Origin of the sequence: Uniformispora flossi (genome assembly GCF_049534875.1) — a bacterium.
Classification (GTDB): domain Bacteria; phylum Actinomycetota; class Actinomycetes; order Streptomycetales; family Streptomycetaceae; genus Yinghuangia; species Yinghuangia aomiensis.
Genome location: NZ_JBMULZ010000011.1, coordinates 85,113 through 104,426 on the forward strand (window position 1 = coordinate 85,113; position 19,314 = coordinate 104,426).

19 protein-coding genes, 1 tRNA gene and 1 pseudogene are annotated in these 19,314 nt (G+C 71.6%); 14 read left to right on the forward strand and 7 right to left on the reverse strand.

What is annotated here, in order from left to right; genetic code table 11:
* Nucleotides 1-454: 454 nt before the first annotated feature.
* Nucleotides 455-2,050 (forward strand): molybdopterin-dependent oxidoreductase, encoded by a 1,596-nt coding sequence (locus tag ACPA54_RS23510; protein WP_423533063.1) that lies wholly within the window; start codon nt 455-457, stop codon nt 2,048-2,050.
* Between the two features lie 66 nt (nt 2,051-2,116).
* Here ACPA54_RS23510 and ACPA54_RS23515 read toward each other — a convergent pair.
* Nucleotides 2,117-2,199, reverse strand: a tRNA-Leu gene (locus ACPA54_RS23515).
* Between the two features lie 47 nt (nt 2,200-2,246).
* On the reverse strand, nt 2,247-2,924 hold the full coding sequence (locus ACPA54_RS23520) for an HNH endonuclease signature motif containing protein (protein WP_423532785.1): 678 nt from the start codon (nt 2,922-2,924) through the stop codon (nt 2,247-2,249).
* A 258-nt stretch (nt 2,925-3,182) separates the two neighbouring features.
* Between ACPA54_RS23520 and ACPA54_RS23525 the strand changes: the two genes are divergently transcribed.
* Together ACPA54_RS23525 and ACPA54_RS23530 are read left to right on the forward strand one after the other, a co-directional pair.
* On the forward strand, nt 3,183-3,422 hold the full coding sequence (locus ACPA54_RS23525; RefSeq protein ID WP_423532787.1) for a hypothetical protein: 240 nt from the start codon (nt 3,183-3,185) through the stop codon (nt 3,420-3,422).
* Nucleotides 3,423-3,443: 21 nt separating this feature from the next.
* Nucleotides 3,444-3,848, forward strand: coding sequence for a PIN domain nuclease (locus ACPA54_RS23530; protein ID WP_423532789.1), 405 nt, complete (start codon nt 3,444-3,446; stop codon nt 3,846-3,848).
* Between the two features lie 62 nt (nt 3,849-3,910).
* Here ACPA54_RS23530 and bcp read toward each other — a convergent pair whose 3' ends face one another.
* Nucleotides 3,911-4,384, reverse strand: a complete 474-nt coding sequence (gene bcp / locus ACPA54_RS23535; RefSeq protein WP_423532791.1) for a thioredoxin-dependent thiol peroxidase — start codon at nt 4,382-4,384, stop codon at nt 3,911-3,913.
* Between the two features lie 269 nt (nt 4,385-4,653).
* Between bcp and ACPA54_RS23540 the strand changes: the two are divergent.
* The 7 genes and pseudogenes from ACPA54_RS23540 to ACPA54_RS23570 all read left to right on the forward strand — a co-directional run bounded on the left by ACPA54_RS23540 (nt 4,654) and on the right by ACPA54_RS23570 (nt 9,850).
* Nucleotides 4,654-5,713, forward strand: a pseudogene (locus ACPA54_RS23540) (energy-coupling factor ABC transporter permease).
* A 34-nt stretch (nt 5,714-5,747) separates the two neighbouring features.
* Nucleotides 5,748-6,515 carry a cobalt ECF transporter T component CbiQ gene (gene cbiQ / locus ACPA54_RS23545; RefSeq protein ID WP_423532793.1) on the forward strand — a complete coding sequence of 256 codons (768 nt, stop codon included), beginning with the start codon at nt 5,748-5,750 and terminating at the stop codon, nt 6,513-6,515.
* Nucleotides 6,516-6,526: 11 nt separating this feature from the next.
* Nucleotides 6,527-7,372 (forward strand): energy-coupling factor ABC transporter ATP-binding protein, encoded by an 846-nt coding sequence (locus tag ACPA54_RS23550; protein WP_423532795.1) that lies wholly within the window; start codon nt 6,527-6,529, stop codon nt 7,370-7,372.
* A 168-nt stretch (nt 7,373-7,540) separates the two neighbouring features.
* On the forward strand, nt 7,541-7,951 hold the full coding sequence (locus ACPA54_RS23555; protein WP_345678916.1) for a DUF3618 domain-containing protein: 411 nt from the start codon (nt 7,541-7,543) through the stop codon (nt 7,949-7,951).
* Between the two features lie 248 nt (nt 7,952-8,199).
* The gene (locus ACPA54_RS23560; protein ID WP_423533065.1) at nt 8,200-8,502 is read left to right on the forward strand and encodes a GroES family chaperonin; all 303 of its coding nucleotides are present in this window, start codon (nt 8,200-8,202) and stop codon (nt 8,500-8,502) included.
* A 223-nt stretch (nt 8,503-8,725) separates the two neighbouring features.
* The gene (gene sugE, locus ACPA54_RS23565) at nt 8,726-9,049 is read left to right on the forward strand and encodes a quaternary ammonium compound efflux SMR transporter SugE (RefSeq protein WP_423532797.1); all 324 of its coding nucleotides are present in this window, start codon (nt 8,726-8,728) and stop codon (nt 9,047-9,049) included.
* A 135-nt stretch (nt 9,050-9,184) separates the two neighbouring features.
* A complete protein-coding gene (locus tag ACPA54_RS23570; RefSeq protein ID WP_423532799.1) occupies nt 9,185-9,850 on the forward strand; it encodes an RICIN domain-containing protein in 666 nt (221 codons plus the stop codon).
* A 33-nt stretch (nt 9,851-9,883) separates the two neighbouring features.
* On the opposite strand, the gene ACPA54_RS23575 is transcribed toward ACPA54_RS23570, so the two are convergent.
* A complete protein-coding gene (locus ACPA54_RS23575; protein WP_423532801.1) occupies nt 9,884-10,903 on the reverse strand; it encodes a S1C family serine protease in 1,020 nt (339 codons plus the stop codon).
* Between the two features lie 206 nt (nt 10,904-11,109).
* Here ACPA54_RS23575 and ACPA54_RS23580 point away from each other — a divergent pair, with 206 nt between their 5' ends.
* The 3 genes from ACPA54_RS23580 (at nt 11,110) to ACPA54_RS23590 (ending at nt 14,386) form a co-directional block, all read left to right on the forward strand.
* Nucleotides 11,110-11,577 carry a Fur family transcriptional regulator gene (locus ACPA54_RS23580; RefSeq protein WP_423532803.1) on the forward strand — a complete coding sequence of 156 codons (468 nt, stop codon included), beginning with the start codon at nt 11,110-11,112 and terminating at the stop codon, nt 11,575-11,577.
* Between the two features lie 52 nt (nt 11,578-11,629).
* Nucleotides 11,630-13,081, forward strand: a complete 1,452-nt coding sequence (locus ACPA54_RS23585; protein WP_423532804.1) for a catalase — start codon at nt 11,630-11,632, stop codon at nt 13,079-13,081.
* A 186-nt stretch (nt 13,082-13,267) separates the two neighbouring features.
* On the forward strand, nt 13,268-14,386 hold the full coding sequence (locus ACPA54_RS23590) for an LLM class flavin-dependent oxidoreductase (RefSeq protein WP_423533067.1): 1,119 nt from the start codon (nt 13,268-13,270) through the stop codon (nt 14,384-14,386).
* Between the two features lie 67 nt (nt 14,387-14,453).
* Here the strand turns inward: ACPA54_RS23590 and ACPA54_RS23595 are convergent, their stop codons facing one another.
* From ACPA54_RS23595 to ACPA54_RS23605, 3 genes are all read right to left on the reverse strand, one after another.
* Nucleotides 14,454-16,307, reverse strand: coding sequence for an ABC transporter ATP-binding protein (locus ACPA54_RS23595; RefSeq protein ID WP_423533069.1), 1,854 nt, complete (start codon nt 16,305-16,307; stop codon nt 14,454-14,456).
* A gap of 131 nt (nt 16,308-16,438) precedes the next feature.
* Nucleotides 16,439-18,283: an ABC transporter ATP-binding protein gene (locus tag ACPA54_RS23600; RefSeq protein ID WP_423532806.1), complete on the reverse strand. Its 1,845-nt coding sequence runs from the start codon at nt 18,281-18,283 to the stop codon at nt 16,439-16,441.
* Between the two features lie 155 nt (nt 18,284-18,438).
* Nucleotides 18,439-18,786, reverse strand: coding sequence for a DUF397 domain-containing protein (locus tag ACPA54_RS23605; protein WP_423532808.1), 348 nt, complete (start codon nt 18,784-18,786; stop codon nt 18,439-18,441).
* Here ACPA54_RS23605 and ACPA54_RS23610 point away from each other — a divergent pair.
* Nucleotides 18,676-19,266 carry a nucleotidyltransferase family protein gene (locus tag ACPA54_RS23610; RefSeq protein ID WP_423532810.1) on the forward strand — a complete coding sequence of 197 codons (591 nt, stop codon included), beginning with the start codon at nt 18,676-18,678 and terminating at the stop codon, nt 19,264-19,266. The two genes, ACPA54_RS23605 and ACPA54_RS23610, sit on opposite strands and share 111 nt — an antisense overlap.
* Nucleotides 19,267-19,314 lie beyond the last annotated feature (48 nt).

Genomic DNA, 19,314 nt, shown 5'->3' on the forward strand with positions numbered 1-19,314 from the left:
GTCATTGCCGGTCGCCAGGCGAGACGGCCGACTGAGCGCAGGGCAGCCGCCGGTTCCGGCATCCCGCCCAACGACCACCGAAGGCCTGACCCGCCTTGCCATGCAGCGGATTTGCCGTCCCGCGGAGCGCCTCTGGCGGCCACTCACCGCCCGGCCGACCCGCCGACCGCGGACCGACGAGCTGCACCGGTCGGCTGGTCGGCAGGCCGCCCGGCCCTGTGACGGCCGACGCCGACCGTTTCGGCTTTCCGGCCGGTGGCAGCGGCGCGTCTGCTCGACCCGCGCGAAAAGCGGCCGCTTGCGAGCCGTGATGCGCCGCCCGCGCGGCCGTCCCGTCGCACATCCCCACCGGGACGTCACGGGTTCGTAGTCTTCGGGGTCGGGCTTTTTGCGGCGGGCGCGGCGATGATGTGAGGCACCACGTTCCGCGTCTGTGAGGGGGAGCCGCGTGCCCATGTCTCCGGCCGGAGGGCGCCTGCTGCGCACCCACGGCGCCGCCGCGCTCAACGGTCTGGTGGCGGGCGGCCTCGCGGTCGCCGCCGCGGAGTTCACCGCCGCATTCGTCCGCCGCGAAGCCGCGCCCCTGGTCACCGTCGGCCAATCCGTCATCGACCGGACACCGCGCGACCTCAAGGAATGGGCCATCCGGCAGTTCGGCACCGACGACAAGCTGGTGCTGCGCATAGGCGTCGGCGTGCTGCTCGCGGTGTTCGCCGCGATCATCGGGGTGGTCGCACGCCGGTGGCTGTGGGCCGGGCTGCTCGGGGTCGGCATTCTGGGGGCCGTCACCGTCGCGGCCGCCCTGTCACGGCCTGCGGAGAAAGGCACAGACGTCATCCCGGCCCTGGTGGGAGCAGCCGTGGGCGCGGTGGCACTGGTGATGTTGACGCGGCCGGGGCTGGTGTTCGGGCGGCGGACCGCGACCGCGCCGGCCGACGGGGAATCCGAGGCCGCCGCCGCTACCCCTGCCGCCGCTGTCACCGCCACCGGGCCGCGGCGACGGACGCTGGTCGGCGGGGCGATCGGCGCCGGGGTCGTGCTGGCCGGGGTCGGCCGGTGGCTCCAGGACGTACGGTTCGACGTCAGCAAATCCCGCTCCCGCGTCGTGCTGCCGCAGCCCGCGGCCCCCGCGTCCAAGCCGCCCGCGAGCACCGAACTCGGCATCCCCGGGGTCAGCACCCACATCACGCCCAACCGCGACTTCTACCGCATCGACACAGCCCTCGTCGTCCCGGAAATCCGCGCCGAGGACTGGAAGTTGCGCATCCACGGCAAGGTCGACCGAGAAATCGAGATCGACTTCGCCCAGCTCACCGCCCGACCGACGATCGAGCGGGACATCACCCTGTGCTGCGTCTCCAACGACGTCGGCGGACCGTACATCGGCACCGCGCGGTGGCAGGGCATCCCGCTCGCCGACCTGCTGCGCGAGGCGGGTGTCCACCCGGACGCCGACCAGCTCGTGTCCCGCTCCTCGGACGGCATGACGATCGGCACGCCGACCGCGGTGGTGATGGACGGACGCGACGCGATGCTGGCGGTCGGCATGAACGGCGAGCCGCTGCCGATCGTGCACGGATTCCCGGTGCGGATGGTGGTGCCGGGGCTGTACGGCTACGTGTCGGCATGCAAGTGGATCGTCGAGATCGAGGCGACGACGTTCGCCGACTACGACGCGTACTGGGTCCCGCGCGGCTGGGCGGCCCAAGGCCCCGTCAAAACCGAGTCCCGTATCGACACCCCCAAGAACATGGCCAAGGTGCCGCGCGGCCGCATCCCCGTCGCGGGCGTGGCCTGGGCCCAGCACAAGGGCATCGCCGCCGTGGAAGTCCAGATCGACGACGAGCCCTGGCAGCAGGCCGAACTCGCCGCCGAAGACACCGTCGACACCTGGCGCCAGTTCGTCTGGTACTGGGACGCCAAACCGGGCCCCCACCGCATCCGCATCCGCGCGACGGACAAGACGGGCTACGTCCAAACCGACGAAGAGGTCGGCGTGGGCCCGGACGGGGCGACGGGGTGGCACACGATCTCGATGACGGTGACGTAGCCGGACGGGGCTCGACCGGGATACGCGAAGAGCGCCGTCCGGAACCCGGGGGCGCTCTCAACGCGGTGCGGCCGGTGGGACTCGAACCCACAACCCCGCAGGGACGGGGACCTAAACCCCGCGTGTATCGCCAATTTCACCACGGCCGCGTCTCGTAATTCCCCGGACGGCTGCCCGGGGAACTGCGAGCCTCATCTTAACGGCGTTGGCGTGCGGCGACGTTGGCCGCGCGATTCCTTCCGCAGAACGAATCCGTCTGGCTGTGGCAGTTAGGGCATAGATAGCGGAGGTTCTCCGCGCGGTTGTCCCGCCAGTCGCCGCTGATGTGGTCGACTTCGAGGATCAGGGGACGGCCGTTCCAAGCCTCACCGACGCCGCAGATCGTGCAGTGGTAGGGACGCCCGATGTCGGACAGGGCTCGGCGGAGCAGGGCGACGTTGGCGCGCTTGACGCTCTCCGGGCGGTGCTGCAGCAAATCCTGCGCAGTCCGCCGGGGCAGTGACTTCCCGCGGCTGTGGCCCTGCCCGGGCATCTTGCCGAGGTCGACGTCGTGCTCGACCGACCAGGCGTGGATCTGACGGCTGCTGGAGCCGCTCCGGGACATGCCGAGCGCGCGGGCGACGGCGGCGATGGACTGCGATTCGGCGACGGCCCGGCGGAACACTTCCGGGTCGATGCTGCGCTTCCCGCCCGCGTACTTGGCTGTGCCGAAGTGGCTGATGTCGATGCCGAACTTCCGGATCTGCCGGCTGATGTGCGTGTGGTACCCGCCCAGCTGCGGCAAGCCGAGCCGTGTCAGCACGTCGTTCATGCTGGACGCCTCGGCCGCGACCTCCGCAAGCCGCTCCGGCGGGTACTTGTAATACCTGGCCATGCCTCAACCTCCCCCGAGCGCCTCCCCATGAGCCCGCTCTCACTCCACTCAACGACGAACACCAGTGCGAGTCACGCGGGTGAATCGAGCTATTTTCTGACTGAATGTCAGATCGTAACCAGGGCGTTGGCCGCTCGTTGCGCACGGCGCCGGGCGCGAGGTGTGTCCGGGGTGAGGAGGGGATTGATGGCACCGTCAGGGGAAGGGCGCGCGGCTACGCTGGAGCGGGAATGCACGCCCGCGATCCGGGAGATGGCCGTGGCTGACGAAGAGATCACGATCAAGGTGAACCGGCGTCTGCTCGACTTGGCCGCGGAGCGGTTCGGGACCGCGCGTGACGAGGACACGATCTATGCGCTGCTGCGGGCTGCCGTGACGCCCGAGCGCCGGGCGGAAGCGTTCGATCGGCTGCAGGAGATGTCCGAGGGCGGTGCCTTCGGCGAGCCGACGTCGGGTGCGCAGGGCTCGTCTGCCCGCGAGCGGCGAGCGGGGGCCTGAGTGTCCGGGGAGGTCCGCTACTTGATCGATTCGTCCGCCGCGGTGCGGATGTTCCGGCCGAAGGTCGAAGACCACTGGCACTCGGCCGCCAGGCAGGGCCGGGTGGCCATGTGTGCGCCGACGGAGTTGGAACTGCAATTCTCTGCCCGGTCGCGCTCGGAGTTCCAGGAGATGCGCGAGCAGTTCGAGCAGTTGTATGCGTGGCAGGTGGTGCCAGAGGACGGCTGGTCGTCGGCGCAGCGTCTGCAGCGTGATCTGTTGGATGCGGGTGCGCACAGGTCGGCCGGTGTGGTCGATTTGCTGGTGGCGGTGACGGCGCTGCGGCATCGGTTGACGGTGCTGCACTACGACCGTGATTTCGACACGATCGCGAAGGTCACCGGCCAGCAGGTCGAGTGGCTTGCGTCGCCTGGCTCGCTGAACTGACACAGGCGAGGAACCGGGGAAAGGGCGCCCCGCCCATGCCTGGCAGGGCGCCCTTTCCGTTGCTACGCGGCGATCTTCAGGTCCTTCAGGAGCTTGGCGACGTGGCCCGTGGCGCGGACGTTGTACCAGGCGTGTTCGATCTTGCCGTCTTCGTCGACGACGAAGGTGGAGCGGATGACGCCGGTGACCTTCTTGCCGTACATGGTCTTCTCGCCGAAGGCGCCGTAGGCGGTGAGGGTGGCCTTGTCGGGGTCGGACAGGAGGGTGACCTTGAGGGATTCCTTGTCGCGGAACTTGCCGAGCTTTTCGGGCTTGTCGGGGGAGATGCCGAGGACGTCGTAGCCCGCGTCGGCGAGGAGGGCGAGGTTGTCGGTGAAGTCGCAGGCCTGCTTGGTGCAGCCGGGGGTGAGGGCGGCGGGGTAGAAGTACACGATCACCTTGCGGCCGTGGTGCGAGGCCAGGGAGACCTCGTTGCCGTCGGCGTCCTTGAGGGTGAAGGCGGGGGCGGTGTCGCCGGTGTTGAGTCGGTCGCTCACGGGGGCCTCGTTTTCGGTGGGTTTCGGGTCGGTTTTCGGGTCGGCCGGCGCGGCGGGTGCAGGGGCCCGGTCGGTGGGGGTGCGGGGCCGCGGGTTCGTCTCGCCACGCTAGGTGCGGGGTCCGACGACGGCAAACAACGCGCCGGGCGTGCGCCGGAGTGGTGGGGTCGGCTTGTTGCACATCTTTTGCAAGTGCGAGCATGACCCATAAAATCGGACGGCTCACCAGCCACACGTCCGCACCGCCGCTTCTCTCGGGGGAGGTCCCCATGCATGTGCCCGATGGGTTCATCAACGCGCCCGTCTCCGTCGCCGCAGGCGTGGTCGCCGCCGCGGGCGTCGGCATCAGCCTTCGCGGCGCGCGCAAGGAACTCGACGAACGGACCGCGCCGCTGGCCGGGCTGGTCGCGGCGTTCATCTTCGCCGTGCAGATGCTGAACTTCCCCGTCGCGTCCGGCACCAGCGGGCATCTGCTCGGCGGGACGCTCGCGGCGATCCTGGTCGGCCCGTACACCGGTGTGCTGTGCATGTCGGTGGTGCTGCTGATGCAGGCGGTGTTCTTCGCGGACGGCGGGCTGACCGCGCTCGGCGTCAACATCACCGTCATGGGCATCACCACGGCTGTGGTCGGCTACGGCCTGTTCCGGGTGCTGGTGAAGGTGCTGCCGAAGACCCGCAAGTCGGTGTCGGCCGCCGGGTTCGTCGGCGCGCTGGTGTCGGTGCCGGTGTGCGCGGTGGTGTTCACGGCGATCTATGCGATCGGCGGCACGACGGATGTGCCGATCGCGAAGGTCGCGGGCGCGATGATCGGCGTCCATGTGCTCATCGGCATCGGCGAGGCGCTCATCACCGCCGCGACGGTGTCGAGTGTGCTCGCGGTGCGCCCCGACCTGGTGTACGGCGCGCGCGGGCTGGCCCGGACGCTCGAACTGCGCTCCGGCGCCGAGCAGTCCGCCCCCGCGGCGCGGGTTTGAGGAGGATCGGGTGACGATCGTGAAGCATGTGAAGGTCCGGACGAGGACGCTGCTGATCGCGGGTGCGCTGGTCGCGCTCGTGCTGGCCGGGCTGTTCAGCTACTACGCGAGCCAGAGCCCGGACGGGCTGGAGAAGGTCGCCGCGGACAAGGGCATCGATGCCAAGGAGAAGCCGCACGAGATGGCGGACGGTCCGCTGGCCGACTATTCGGTGAAGGGCGTGCACAACGAGCGCGTCTCCGGCGGGCTGGCGGGCGTGCTGGGTGTCGCGGGGACGCTGCTGGTCGGGACCGGGGTGTTCTGGGTGGTGAAGCGGCGCGGCACGCCGAAGGAGCCGCAGGCGGACACCGCATGACGGGCGCGGGACCGCGTCGGGGCGGCGTCGTCTGATGGGCGCCGGGCACGCGCACGACTTGTACCGGCCGGGCGATACGCCGCTGCACCGGTTGCCGCCGCAGTGCAAGCTCGTCGCGGTGGTGCTGTTCGTGTTCGCGGTGGTGGCGACGCCGCGCGAGCGGTTCTGGGCGTTCGGGGTGTACGCGCTGCTGCTGGCGGCCGTGGCGGTGGTCGGCAGGGTGCCGGCCGGGTATGTGCTGCGGCGGGTGGTGGTCGAGGTCCCGTTCGTGGTGTTCGCGGTCGCGCTGCCGTTTCTGGCGGGCGGGGAGAAGACCGAGTTCCTGGGGCTGACGGTCAGTCACAACGGGTTGCTCGGTGCGTGGAACATCCTGGCGAAGGGCACGCTGGGCGTCGTCGCGTCGATCCTGCTGGCGGCGACCACGCAGTTGCGGGATCTGCTGCTCGGCATGGAGCGGCTGCGGATGCCGCAATTGCTGGTGCAGATCATGCAGTTCATGCTCCGGTACTCGGGTGTGATCACCGGGGAGATGGGGCGGATGAAGGTGGCGCGGGAGTCGCGCGGGTTCCAGGCGCGGGATGTGCGGCAGCTTCCGGTGGTGGCGAAGTCGGCGGGTGCGTTGTTCATCCGCTCGTACGAGCGGGGCGAGCGCGTGCACTTGGCGATGCTGAGCCGCGGCTACACGGGCACGATGCCGGTGATCGTCGACGTCCGGGCGTCCGCCGGCCAGTGGGGTGCGGCGGCGGCGTTGCCGGCCGCCGCGGCCTTGGCCTGTGCGGCGGCCTGGCTGGTGCATGCGTGAGGATGGACGCCATGGTCGAAACTGACGGGATTCCGGCGGCGCGCGAGGACGGCGGGGCGGCGGCGGTTCCCGCGTCGCTGGAGGTCGAGGGGCTCGCGTTCGCGTACCCGGACGGGCATCAGGCGCTGTTCGGCGTCGACCTGCGGATCGGCCGCGGCGAGCGGGTGGCGCTGCTCGGGCCGAACGGTGCGGGCAAGACGACGCTGGTCATGCATCTCAACGGCATCCTGTCCGCGGACACCGGCACCGGGCGGGGCACGGTGCGGGTGGCCGGGCTGGAGGTCGCCAAGCGGAACCTGCAGGAGATCCGCCGGCGGGTCGGGATCGTCTTCCAGGACCCCGACGACCAGCTTTTCATGCCGACCGTGCGCGAGGACGTCGCGTTCGGCCCGGCGAACCTGGGGCTGCGCGGCGCCGAGCTGGACGCCCGCGTCGCGGAGGCGTTGGAGCAGGTCGGCATGACCGCGTTTGCGGACCGGCCGCCGCACCACTTGAGCTTCGGGCAGCGCCGCCGGGTCGCGGTGGCGACGGTGCTGGCGATGCGGCCGGAGATCCTGGTGCTCGACGAGCCGTCGTCGAACCTGGACCCGGCGAGCCGCCGGGAGCTGGCCGAGATCCTGGCGCGGCTGGACGTAACCGTGCTGATGGTGACGCATGACCTGCCGTATGCGTTGGAGCTGTGCCCGCGGGCGCTGATCCTGTCCGGCGGGGTGATCGCCGCGGATGGCCCGACGCGCGAGCTGCTGGCCGACCGCGAGCTGCGGGAGGCGCACCGGCTGGAGCTGCCGTACGGCTATGCGCTGCCGGATTGCGAGCGTTGCGCTCCGCGGGCGTTCGCGGCCCGGCACCCCGGCTGAAGCACGGCCGGGCAGGGCTGAATCCGGGGTGGCGTCAGGGTCCGAACCGCACGCGGAACACGGCTGAGACCACCCGGATGCGGCATGCCCGGGGGGATACCTGCTTGACTTGGGGGCACACGCGCAGAACGCGCGGTGTGCGACGCGGCGGGAGCGAGAGGACGGGCTGTGGGCGAGAACGGGCACGGCGGCGCGGAGCGTTCCCCGGCGGACCTGGAGAAGGCCGGCCGGGCGGCGCTGGGGCGGCCGGTGACGGCTCAGGCGGAGCATTCGCGGATCGAGCCGGCGAACGGCTCGGGCGCGAACGGTGCGGCGCCGGCCGGTCCGCGGTCGCCGCAGCAGATCGAGGCGGAGATCGAGCGGGCGCGCGCGAACCTCGCGGTGACGCTGGACGAGCTGGTCGACCGGGTGAAGCCGGCGAATGTGGCGAAGCGGACGGCGGACCAGATCCGCGCGCAGTTCGTCGACCCGGACACGGGTGCGCCGCGTATGGACCGCATCGCGCCGGTGGTCGGCGGGGTGGCGGGCGTGCTGGCGCTGGTGATCGTGGTGAAGCGGCGCGGGAAGCGGAAGAAGTAGCGGTTCACCGCCGCCACGGCCGCCGAACTGCGGCAGTGGTGCGGCCGTGTTGCGGCGGTGGTGCGGTGGTTTTTCGTGTGCGGGCGGTCGTCTCGGGCTTTCCCGGGGCGGCCGTTCGTTCATATGGCGCGGATCGGTCGCGGGTTGGTTGCCCTGGTGTCACGCGCGGGCGCCGGGGCGGGTACGTTTCATGCGTGAGTTCCGACGTTTCCCAGTCTTCCGCCTTCGGTGAGAAGCTCCCCATCCGCATGCTGCACGACCGCGTCCTGGTGCGGCAGGACGCCGGCGAGGGGGATCGCCGGTCGAGCGGCGGCATCCTTATCCCGGCGACCGCGCAGGTCGGCAAGCGGCTGGCGTGGGCCGAGGTCGTCGCGGTGGGCCAGAACGTGCGCACCGTCGAGGCGGGCGACCGGGTGCTGTACGACCCGGAGGACCGTGCCGAGGTGGAGGTGCGCGGCGTGGCGTATGTGCTGCTGCGCGAGCGCGACCTGCATGCGGTGGCGGCGGAGCGGGTGGAGGGCTCCGGCGAGGCCACCGGCCTGTATCTCTGAGGTCTCCGAGGTCTCCGAGGTCTCCGAGGCCTCTGCGTCGTCGCCGAGGCGCCGCGGTGTTCCGCGGGGCGGTCTGCGCCGGTTCGGTGACCGAGGTCACCGGCCGGGGGTTTGGCCTGTCTCGGGGCGTTTGAGAGGCTGGTGGGGACGGGCCCGATGGGCGGCCTGTTCCCGACGAGTGCGACGTACCGGGCCACGACGACGACGCGTGTGAGGTGTCGTCATGGCGTGGGTTCTGCTCGGTATTGCCGGTCTGCTCGAGGTCGGGTGGGCGATCGGCCTCAAGTTCACCGAGGGTTTCACCCGTCTCGTTCCCAGTGTGCTGACCGTTGCCGGTATCGCCGGCAGCATGGTGTTGCTGTCGATTGCCGCGAAGTCGCTGCCGATCGGTACGGCGTACGGCGTGTGGGTCGGCATCGGCGCGGTCGGTTCGGGTCTGCTGGGCATTCTGGTCCTGGGCGAGCCGGCGACGGCGGCCCGGATCTTCTTCTTGTCCCTGATGGTGGTGGCGATCCTCGGTCTGAAGTTCACCGGGTCGAGCCACTGACCCGGGGTTTTCCGGTGGACGGCAAGCGCCGTCGGGCTGTTCGGCCCGACGGCGCTTGCCGCGTTCCGCGGCCGGTCTGGGAGTATGTCCGCCCTGAGGGGCCGCCGCCGGGCCGGTCCGGAAGGAGTTCTGGCCATGCTGTCTCGTCGGATCGTCATAGCGGCGCTGATCGCGACCGCGGTGATCGGCGTTCTCGTCGGCGGCATCACCGGAGTGCTGGGCGGTGGCGGCGGAGGCAAGGGTGCCTCGTCGGCCGCGGCGACGCCGAGCACAAGTGCGACGTCCGGCCCGCCGACGTCGGCCCCGCCGAGCGACGTTCCGACGTCCGCTCCGGCGTCGACGTCCGCGTCGGCCACCGCGTCGCCGACGCCGACCGCGACCAAGTCCGCGCTGACCGGCGGCAAGGTCTACACGCTGACGGCCGGGGGCAAGGCGATGGACGTGTACGGCGCGGACCGGGACGACAACACGCCGATCATCTTGTTCCAGCCCGGCGCAGGCAAAACGAATCAGCAGTGGACGGTGCAGGACGCGGGCGGCGGCAATGTGTACCTGATCTCGCGGTCGAGCAACATGTGCCTTGACATTCGGGGCGGCAAGGACGCGCACGCGGTGCAGGACAACTGCGGTCGCGATGCGCGCCAGCAGTGGCAGCCGCAGGCGCGCGGCGGCGGCGTGGTGTTCGTGAACCGGCAGGGCGGCCGGGCCCTGGGCGCGGGGCCGCAGGTGAAGGGGCAGCCGGGGCTGGGTCTGGTGGCGCCGGCGTCGGGGCTGGTGTTCTCGGCCACGCCGGTGGGCTGAGTCGGCGCTGGGTCGGCGGGAGCCGTCCGCTGGTCAGCCGTTCTCTTCGCCCGGGACGGCGATGACGTCGACCATGGCGCCGTTGCGGAGCACGGTGATCGCGAGCGGCACGCCGATCGCGTTGGCGAACATGCTGCGCTGCAGGCCCTGCGCGTCGCCGACGGGTTCCCGGGCGACGGTGAGGACGAGGTCGTTGCGGTGCAGTCCGGAGTGGTCGGCAGGGCTGCCGGGGACGACTTCGACGATCCGGAGGCCGCGCTGCTGTCCGGTGCGGCGGGCGATGTCGGCGGGCAGCGGTGCGGGCGTGACGGCGAGTCCGAGGTAGGCGCGGCGGACCCGGCCGTCGTCGATGAGGGCCTGGACGATGTGCCGGGTGGTGGCGTTGACCGGCACGGCGAGACCGATGCCGATTCCGGCGACGGCGGTGTTGATGCCGACGACGCGCCCGGACGAGTCGGCGAGCGCACCGCCGGAGTTGCCGGGGTTGAGTGCGGCGTCGGTCTGGATGACGTCCTCCACGACGCGGGCGGCGTTGCCGCTGCGGGTGGGGAGGGAGCGCCCGAGAGCGCTGACGACGCCCGCGGTCACGGATCCGGCGAGGCCGAGCGGGTTGCCGACGGCGACCACGAGTTGGCCGACGACGAGCTTGTCGGCGTCGCCGAGGACGGCGGGCTCCGGGGTGTCGGCGGCGACGCGGATCACCGCGAGGTCGGAGAGCCGGTCGGCGCCGACGACGGTGAAGGGTGCCGCGGTGCCGTCGGCGAACTCGGCGGTGCCGCCGCGGGCGCGGCCGACGACGTGGGCGTTGGTGAGGAGGAGCCCGTCGCCGGTGAACACGACGGCGGATCCGGCGCCTTCGCCGCGGGGGAGGGACACGCGGACGGCTGCCACCCGCGGTGTGAGGTGGGCGGCGACGGTGGAGACGGTCCGCGAATAGGCGTCCAGAGCCGGGGCGTCGGGGTCGGCGGGACCGGCGAGAGGCGGCGGCGTCGTGGGCGCCGGGTCGTCGGGCTCGGACGAGTCGGATCGGTGGGCGATGGGCCGTGCGGTCATGGGAACCCCCTGGGCACACGCGTGGTGATGGGGGGAACGCGGCGCGGGCGGGAGAGCTTCCCGGGCGGCGGTCGGGTTCGCCGACGGCGCAATCGGCCCTCGCCGCCCAGGTCGGGCCTCCGGGCGCGGTCGACGGTCACGCGGATTTGCTTTCCGGCGATGTCCCATATCTTGAACTGCTCCAGATTCCTCCTATATTTGAAACCATGGCCGGGCCGTCCCCCGAGGACCGAGAGGACATTCCCGCTCAGCTCCGCGCGGCGGGGCTGCGCGTGACGGCTGCCCGCGCCACGATCCTGGACTTGATCCGCACCCACCCCCACAGCGATGCGGAAGCGCTGGCGCGTGCGGCCCGGGGGCGGCTGGGGAGTGTGTCGACGCAGGCGGTGTACGACACGCTGCACGCGCTGGTCCGCGCGGGCCTGGCGCGGCGGATCGTGCCCGCCGATCATCCGGCGCGTTTCGAGGCCCGGACCGGGGACAACCACCACCATCTCGTGTGCCGGAATTGCGGGCGGGTGGAGGACGTGGACTGCGTGGTGGGGGCGGCGCCGTGCCTGACGCCGGACGCGACCCGCGGATACGCGGTCGACGAGGCGGAAGTGACGTTCTGGGGATTGTGCCCGGAGTGCCTCGGGCAAGGGGTTACCGACAAGCCGGACACATCGGTCTGATTCCGTTCGGTTCGACCGAAGTCCGCGCAGGCCCCACCAAAGGACAAGCGCGATGACCGATCGCCCCACGACCACCACCGACGCCGGCATCGCCGCCCCGAGCGACGAGTTCTCCCAGTCCGTCGGCCCCAACGGCCCCTTGCTGCTCCAGGATCACTACGTGATCCAGAAGATGGCGCAGTTCAACCGCGAACGCGTCCCCGAGCGGGTCGTGCACGCCAAGGGCGGCGCCGCACACGGCGTCCTCAAGATCACCGAGGACGTCAGCCAGTACACCAAGGCCGACCTCTTCCAGCCCGGCCGGGAAACCCCGATGTTCCTGCGCTTCTCCACGGTCGCCGGGGAGCTCGGCTTCCCCGACACGGTCCGCGACCCGCGCGGCTTCGCGATCAAGTTCTATACGCAGGAGGGCAATTACGACCTGGTCGGCAACAACACGCCGGTCTTCTTCATCCGCGACCCCAGCCAGTTCTCCGACTTCATCCACTCGCAGAAGCGCCGTGCCGACACCCACCTGCACGACCACAACATGCAGTGGGACTTCTGGACTGGGACGCCCGCCTCCGCGCACCAGGTCACCTTCCTGATGAGCGACCGCGGCACTCCGAAGACCTGGCGCAACATGCACGGCTTCGGCAGCCACACCTTCATGTGGATCAACCGCGGCGGCGAGAAGTTCTGGGTCAAATACCACTTCAAGACCGACCAGGGCATCGAGAACTTCACCGGCTCCGAGGCCGCGGCCATGACCGCGGAGGACCGGGACTACCACATCCGGGACCTGCACCAGGCGATCAAATCCGGCAACCACCCGTCGTGGACGCTGGAAATGCAGATCATGCCGTTCGAGGCCGCCGCCGACTACCGGTTCAACCCGTTCGACCTCACCAAGGTCTGGCCGCACGGCGACTACCCGGCGATCCCCATCGGCACCATGACCCTCAACCGCAACCCGGACAACTACTTCGCGGAAGTCGAACAGGCCGCCTTCGAACCGGCGAACTTCGTCCCGGGCATCGCCGCCAGCCCCGACAAGATGCTCCAGGGACGGCTGTTCAGCTACCCGGACACGCACCGCCACCGCATCGGCGCGAACTACCTCCAGCTGCCGGTCAACCGGCCCGCCGTGCCCGTCCACTCGTACAACAAGGACGGCGCCATGCGGTACGACAACCCCGGCGACCCGGTGTACGCGCCGAACTCGTACGGCGGCCCGGTCGCCGACCCCTCGCTGTTCGCCGACGAGAGCTACGGCGTGACCGGCGAGATCGTGCGCTCCGCCTACCGCCCGCACGCCGAGGACGACGATTTCGGCCAGCCCGGCACGCTCTACCGCGAGGTGCTGTCCGAGACCGACCGCGAGCACCTGGCCGCGAACATCGTCGACCACATGACGAGCGACGGCCCCGTCAGCGACGAACTGCGGCCGAAGGTCATCGAGTACTGGGCGAACGTGGACCCGGACCTGGGCGCGCGGGTGTCCAAGGGCGTGAACGGGAGCTGACCCCCGAGGCTGTGGACGGGCCGCGCGGCTTCGGCCCGGTCCGTCCACAGCAGGGGGAGGGGTGGCGTATTCCACAGCCCTGGGACACCCGCGGCCGGAACAAGTCCCGGCGTACGCATGTTGCCCTTTGACGTGCCTTCCGACGTGTCGAACCCGCAGTCCGCGCCCAAGTCCGCCGCCGAGTCCATGCGCCTGTCGCCGACCGTGTACGCGACGGAACCCGCCGCACCGGCCGAGCAGGGCGAGCCCGAGAAGCCCGACATCCCCCTGTCGGTCCTCGACGTCGCCCCCGTCGGCACCGGCTACACCGCCACCCAGGCCCTCCGCACCACCGCCGAGCTGGCCCGCCGTGCCGAACGCTGGGGATACCACCGCTTCTGGGTGGCCGAGCACCACAACATGCCCGGCATCGCCTCCACCTCGCCGCCGGTCCTGCTCGCGCACCTGGCCGCACACACCACCACGCTCCGCCTCGGCTCCGGCGGGGTGATGCTGCCGAACCACGCGCCGCTGGTCGTCGCGGAGCAGTTCGGCACGCTCCAGGCGCTCGCGCCCGGGCGCATCGACATCGGGCTCGGCCGGGCACCGGGCACCGACCAGGCGACGATGCGCGCACTGCGGCGCAGCGCCCAGCAGTCCGGGCCGGACGACTTCCCGCAGCAGCTGGGGGAATTGCTCGGCTTCCTGTCCGGGTCGTTCCAGGAGGGGCACCCGTACGGGCACATCAACGCCGTGCCCGGCCCGGCGAACGGGATCGCGGGCGGCGGCGAGTGGGATGCGTCGCGGCCGCCGGTGTGGCTGCTCGGGTCGAGCGGCTACAGCGCGCAGTTGGCGGGCATTCTGGGCCTGCCGTTCGCGTTCGCGCACCACTTCAGCGCCGCGAACACGATCCCGGCGCTGCGGCTGTACCGCGAGCATTTCCAGCCGTCGGAGGACCTGAAGGAGCCGTACGCGATGATCGCGGCGGGCGTGATCGCCGCGGACACCGAGGAGGAGGCGCGGCGGCTGGCGCTCGCGCAGGCCTTGGCGATGATGCGGCTGCGCGGCGGCCGGCCGGGGCTGCTGCCCAGCCCGGAGGAAGCGGAGAACCACCCGTGGACCCCGGCGGAGCGCGAGTTCGTGCGCGCCTACCAGGGCGACCACGTCATCGGCGATCCGGCGACGGTGCGGCGCGGCCTGTTCGAGCTGGCGGCGCGGACCGAGGTCGACGAGCTGATGGTGATCTCCAACGTGCACGGCGACGAGGCGCGGCTGCGGTCGTACGAGATCGTCGCCCGCGAGTGGGGGCTGCCTGGCGCCGTGTGACGGGCTGAGGGGGCTCGGTCCGGAGACCCGGGGTGCGGCTCCAGGGGTGCGGCTTCAGGGGCGCGGCTCAGGCCAGGGAGTTCCGCCATGCCTCGTGCAGGCCGCCGAAGCGCCCGGCGGAGGCGATGAGTTCGTCGGGGGTGCCGTCTTCGACGATGCGCCCGCCGTCGACGACCAGCACCCGGTCGGCGATCTCCACGGTCGACAGCCGGTGCGCGATGATCACCGCCGTGCGGCCTTCCAGCACCGTCGCCAGGGCGTGCTGGACGGCGCGTTCGCCGGGGATGTCGAGCGACGATGTCGCCTCGTCGAGCAGCAGCACCGCCGGGTCGGCGAGCAACGCGCGGGCGAACGCGACGAGTTGCCGCTGGCCGGCGGAGAGCCGGGCGCCGCGCTTGCGGACGTCGGTGTCGAAGCCGTCCGGCAGGTCGGCGATGAAGTCGTACGCGCCGATCGCGCGGGCCGCGTCCTCGACCTCCGCGCGGGTGGCGTCCGGGCGCCCGATGGCGATGTTGTCCGCGACCGAGCCGGAGAACAGGAACGATTCCTGGGTGATCATGGTCAGTTCGCCGCGCAGCCGGGCGGTCGGAAGGTCCCGCAGGTCGACGCCGTCGAGGCGGACGGCGCCTTCGGTCGGGTCGTAGAACCGCGCGAGCAGCTTGGCGACGGTGGACTTTCCGGCTCCGGTCGCGCCGACCAGGGCGACGGTCTGCCCGGCGGGGATCGCCAGGTCGACGCGGGGCAGCACGGTCACGCCGTCCTGGTAGCCGAAGCGGACGCCGTCGAAGACGATCGCCCGGCTCTTGCCCGCGCCCGGCTCCCGCTCGGGCAGCGCCACCGGGTGCGCGGGCTCGGCGATGCCGGGCTGCTGGGCCAGGAGCCCGGCGATCTTCTCCAGGCCCGCCGCGGCACCCTGGTAGGTGCTGAGGAACAGGGTGAGTTCGTCGAGCGGGTCGTACATGCGCTGCACGTACAGCACGAACGCGGTCAGGACGCCGAGTTCGAGTCCGCCGCCGGCCACCCGGAACGCACCCACGACGAGCACCGCGGCCAGCGTGAGACGGCCGATCAGCATGAGGATCGGCGCGGCCCACGCGAACAGCACGATCGTGTCGGCGTCGTTCCCGGTGTAGCCGCGGTTGAGGGTGCGGAAGATCCGCCGGTTGCGGGTCTCGCGGCGGAACGTCTGCACGGCGCGGATGCCGTTGACGGTCTCCACGTAGTGCGTGATCACGGCGGCGATGGCGGTGCTGCGGCGCCGGTACATCGGCGCGGAACGCCGCCGGTACCAGCGCAGCACGATCCCGACCGGGATCAGCCCGGCGGCGACCAGCAGGGCGAGCGGGACGTCGAGGAAGAACAGGAAGCCGATCGAGACGACGAACGTCAGCAAGGCGGCGCTGATGCCGTCCATGCCGTCGTCGAGGAGTTCGCGGACGGAGTTCACGTCGCCGGTGGCGCGCGAGACGATGCGGCCCGACGTGTACTTCTCGTGGAAGTCCAGGCTGAGGCGCTGGGCGTGCGCGAAGATTCGCTCGCGCAGGTCGAGCAGGATGCCCTGGCTGATTCGCGCCGCGATGTTCTGGAAGGCGAACTCCGAGGCCGCGATGCCCAGTCCGGCGATGGCATAGGCGACGGAAACGAGCACGATCGTGCCCGTGTCGCCGTCGATCGCGTCGGGAACGGCGCGGTCGATGGCCAAGCCGATCAGCAGCGGCCCGACCAGCAGGGAGGCCTGCTGGACGACGGTGACCAGCACGGCGAGCGCGAGCAGCGCCCGGTGCGGGGCGAGCAGCGACGCCAGCAGGCGGCGCGCGTCGCCGGCGCGGGCGGCGCCCAGGTCCTGGCCGTCGGCGACCGCGCCGGAGTCCTCGGCCTCCGCTTCGTCGTGCGAGATGTCGTCGGTGGCCCGGGAGCTGATGCCGCGCCAGGCGCGCAGCTCGGCGGGGTCGACGTGGGTGTCGACGTCGGCGTCGATGGGGCTGTCGCCGGGTGTGTCGAGGTCGGCGTGCCCGGTGGAGGGGCGGGTCGGTGCGGTGGTGTCGTCGGGGGTCACACCGCCTCCTCGGCGGGTTCGGCGGACGGGCGCGGGGTGCGGGCAGGGCCGCGCAGCCGGGGCGCGTCCGCGGACATGAGCGCGCGGTAGGCGGAGCTGCGGCGCAGCAGGTCGTCGTGGGTGCCGACGGCGGTGATCCGGCCGTTCTCCAGCAGGGCGACGCGGTCGGCGAGTTGCACGGTGCTGGGGCGGTGCGCGACGACCAGCGCGGTGGTGGTGGAGATGACGTTGCGCAGAGCGCGTTCGACTTGGGCCTCGGTGTGCACGTCGAGTGCGGACAGCGGGTCGTCGAGGACCAGGACGGCGGGACGGGAGACGACCGCGCGGGCGAGCGCGAGGCGCTGGCGTTGGCCGCCGGACAGGTCCATGCCTTCCTCGCCGACGCGCGTGTCCAATCCCCACGGCAGGTCGGCGACGAAGTCGGCCTGGGCGACGGCGAGGGCACGTTCGACGTCCTCGTCGGTGCCGTCGGGCATGCCGAGCAGCACGTTCTCCCGGACGCTCATGGAGAACAGCACCGGGTCTTCGAACGCGACCGCGACGATGCCGCGCAGCCGGGCGAGCGGCAGGTCGCGGATGTCGGTGCCGTCGAGGGTGATGCGGCCTCCGGTGACGTCGTACAGGCGCGGAACGAGCGCGGTCATGGCGGTCTTGCCGCTGCCGGTCGCGCCGACCAGGGCGACGGTTTCGCCGGGCCTGACGGCGAGGTCGATGCCGCGCAGCAGGTCGAGGGTGTCGGGAGGGGCGTCGGGGAAGCGGAAGCGGACGCCTTCGAAGGCGAGCGCGCCGTGCACCTTGTCCGGCTCGACCGGTTCTGTGGTGTCCGGGAGTTCGCCGGTGGAGTCGAGGACCTCGAAGTAGCGTCCGGCGGCGGACCCGGCGTCGGTGGTCGCGGCGAGCAGCCAGCCGATGGACTCGACCGGCCAGCGCAGGTACATGACGGTGGTGAAGAACGCGACGAGGGTGCCGGTGGTGGTGGCGCCGTCGGCGACCTGCCGGACGCCGAGGTAGAGCGCCGCGGCGATGGCCAGCTCGGGGGCGGCGATGAGGACCGCCCACGTGGTGCCGAGCATGCGGGCCTTGCGGATCTCGGTGCGGCGCAGGTCGCGGGCGACGGCGGCGAAGCGGCGGTCCATCGCGCGGTGGCGGCCGAACGCCTTGAGGATGCGGATGCCCAGCACCGACTCCTCCATGACCGTGGCGAGGTCGCCGGACTGGTCCTGGGCGCGGCGGGCCACGACGCGGTAGCGGCGTTCGAAGACCGTGCCGGCCACGAACACCGGGATGGAGACGGCGGTGATCAGGGCGGCGAGGAGCGGGTCGAGGACGAACAGCACGATCGTGCCGATCAGGAACGCGCTCGAGTTGACCGCGAGGAACACCACGACGAAGGAGAGGAACTGGCGGAGCTGGCCGAGGTCGTGGGTGGCGCGGGAGAGGAGCTGGCCGGACTGCCAGCGGTCGTGGAAGGCGACCGGGCGGGTCTGGAGGTGATCGTACAGCGCGTTGCGCATCGACTCTTCGACGCGGGTGAGCGGGCGGGCGGACAGCATGCGGCGGGCCCAGAAGAACGTCGATTCGAGCGCGCCCAGGCCGAGCAGCAAGGCCGCCCACGGCCACAGCGCGGCGGTGTCGCCGTCGGCGACCGGGCCGTCGACGACGTGCGCGATGACCAGCGGGATGGTCAGGCCGGTCACCATGCCGAGCAGCGCGGCCGAGGCGCTGAGGGCCAAGCGGGTGCGCGCCGGGCGAACGAACGGGCGCAGGCGAAGCAGTGATGCCGTGGTCGACGGGCGGTGTCTTGTGGACGGCGTCGACGCGGCGGACGTGGGGTCGGCCATGGTGCCCGACGGTACGGGGAGGGGAGCGGGGAGGCATCTGATTTTTCCGGGATGGGTGGGTTGGCGGGGGACTGTGGATCACCCCTGCCGGATGCCGGACAAGGGGAAGGGCGGCCCGTCGGACGACGGGCCGCCCTTGAGCGGGACGGCGGTGCTCAGCGCTTGATTGCGGCCGTGAGCACACTCCAGGAGGACGCGGGGATGGCCAGGTGGCCGAGGCATACGTCCTTGGAATCACGCGTTCCGACCGCACCGCCGAGCGGGGCCACCTCGACGCACTCCTGCGCGGTCTGACCGCTGTAGGACGACTTCCGCCACCCAAGGGGCCGGGGCTGTGCGGAGGAATCCGGCAAGTGAGCCCCGGGCCTCGCGGTCTGTAGGGTGGAGGAACCATGCAAAACACCCCCGTCTGGGGTCTTCTCCTCGCCGCCGGCTCCGGCTCCCGCCTCGGCAACCGCCCCAAGGCCCTCCTCCCGCACCACGGCCGCCCCCTCGTCGAGCACGGGATCCGTACGCTCCGCGACGGCGGCTGTGCGGGTGTGGTCGTCGTCCTCGGTGCCGCCGCCGACCGGGTCCGCGGTCAAGCCGACCTCACCGGCGCGCTTCCTGTCGACAACCCCGACTGGCCCTCCGGCATGGGCTCCTCGCTCCGTGCCGGTCTCGCCGCGCTGCCGCCCGAGGCCGCGGCCGTCGTCGTCACCCTCGTCGACATGCCCGGCATCGGAGCCCCCGCCGTCGCCCGCCTCGCCGCCGCCTTCCGCGACGGCGCGGACCTCGCCGCGGCCACGTACCACGGCGACCGCGGCCACCCCGTCCTCTTCGCCGCCCGCTGGTGGCCGGACGTCGCCGACAGCGCGCAAGGCGATGCCGGCGCCCGTACCTTCCTGCGCGCGCACGCCGCGGAACTGCGGCCGGTCGAGTGCGCGGACGTCGCCGACCCGTACGACATCGACACGCCTGGCGACCTGCACCGACTCCGCTGACGGGCGCTGCGCACCATCCCGGCCGCGAGGTTCCCGGCCGCCCGTACG

What these genes read in the sequence shown, in the direction of transcription:
- ACPA54_RS23550 (WP_423532795.1), top strand. Translation starts at nt 6,527, where the DNA reads ATGGTCGAAACTGACGGGATTCCGGCGGCGCGCGAGGACGGCGGGGCG.
- ACPA54_RS23610 (WP_423532810.1), top strand. Translation starts at nt 18,676, where the DNA reads ATGCAAAACACCCCCGTCTGGGGTCTTCTCCTCGCCGCCGGCTCCGGC.
- ACPA54_RS23560 (WP_423533065.1), top strand. Translation starts at nt 8,200, where the DNA reads ATGCTGCACGACCGCGTCCTGGTGCGGCAGGACGCCGGCGAGGGGGAT.
- ACPA54_RS23580 (WP_423532803.1), top strand. Translation starts at nt 11,110, where the DNA reads ATGGCCGGGCCGTCCCCCGAGGACCGAGAGGACATTCCCGCTCAGCTC.
- ACPA54_RS23590 (WP_423533067.1), top strand. Translation starts at nt 13,268, where the DNA reads ATGCGCCTGTCGCCGACCGTGTACGCGACGGAACCCGCCGCACCGGCC.
- ACPA54_RS23570 (WP_423532799.1), top strand. Translation starts at nt 9,185, where the DNA reads ATGCTGTCTCGTCGGATCGTCATAGCGGCGCTGATCGCGACCGCGGTG.
- ACPA54_RS23585 (WP_423532804.1), top strand. Translation starts at nt 11,630, where the DNA reads ATGACCGATCGCCCCACGACCACCACCGACGCCGGCATCGCCGCCCCG.
- ACPA54_RS23510 (WP_423533063.1), top strand. Translation starts at nt 455, where the DNA reads ATGTCTCCGGCCGGAGGGCGCCTGCTGCGCACCCACGGCGCCGCCGCG.
- ACPA54_RS23520 (WP_423532785.1), bottom strand. Translation starts at nt 2,924, where the DNA reads ATGGCCAGGTATTACAAGTACCCGCCGGAGCGGCTTGCGGAGGTCGCG.
- cbiQ (WP_423532793.1), top strand. Translation starts at nt 5,748, where the DNA reads ATGGGCGCCGGGCACGCGCACGACTTGTACCGGCCGGGCGATACGCCG.
- ACPA54_RS23600 (WP_423532806.1), bottom strand. Translation starts at nt 18,283, where the DNA reads ATGGCCGACCCCACGTCCGCCGCGTCGACGCCGTCCACAAGACACCGC.
- ACPA54_RS23575 (WP_423532801.1), bottom strand. Translation starts at nt 10,903, where the DNA reads ATGACCGCACGGCCCATCGCCCACCGATCCGACTCGTCCGAGCCCGAC.
- sugE (WP_423532797.1), top strand. Translation starts at nt 8,726, where the DNA reads ATGGCGTGGGTTCTGCTCGGTATTGCCGGTCTGCTCGAGGTCGGGTGG.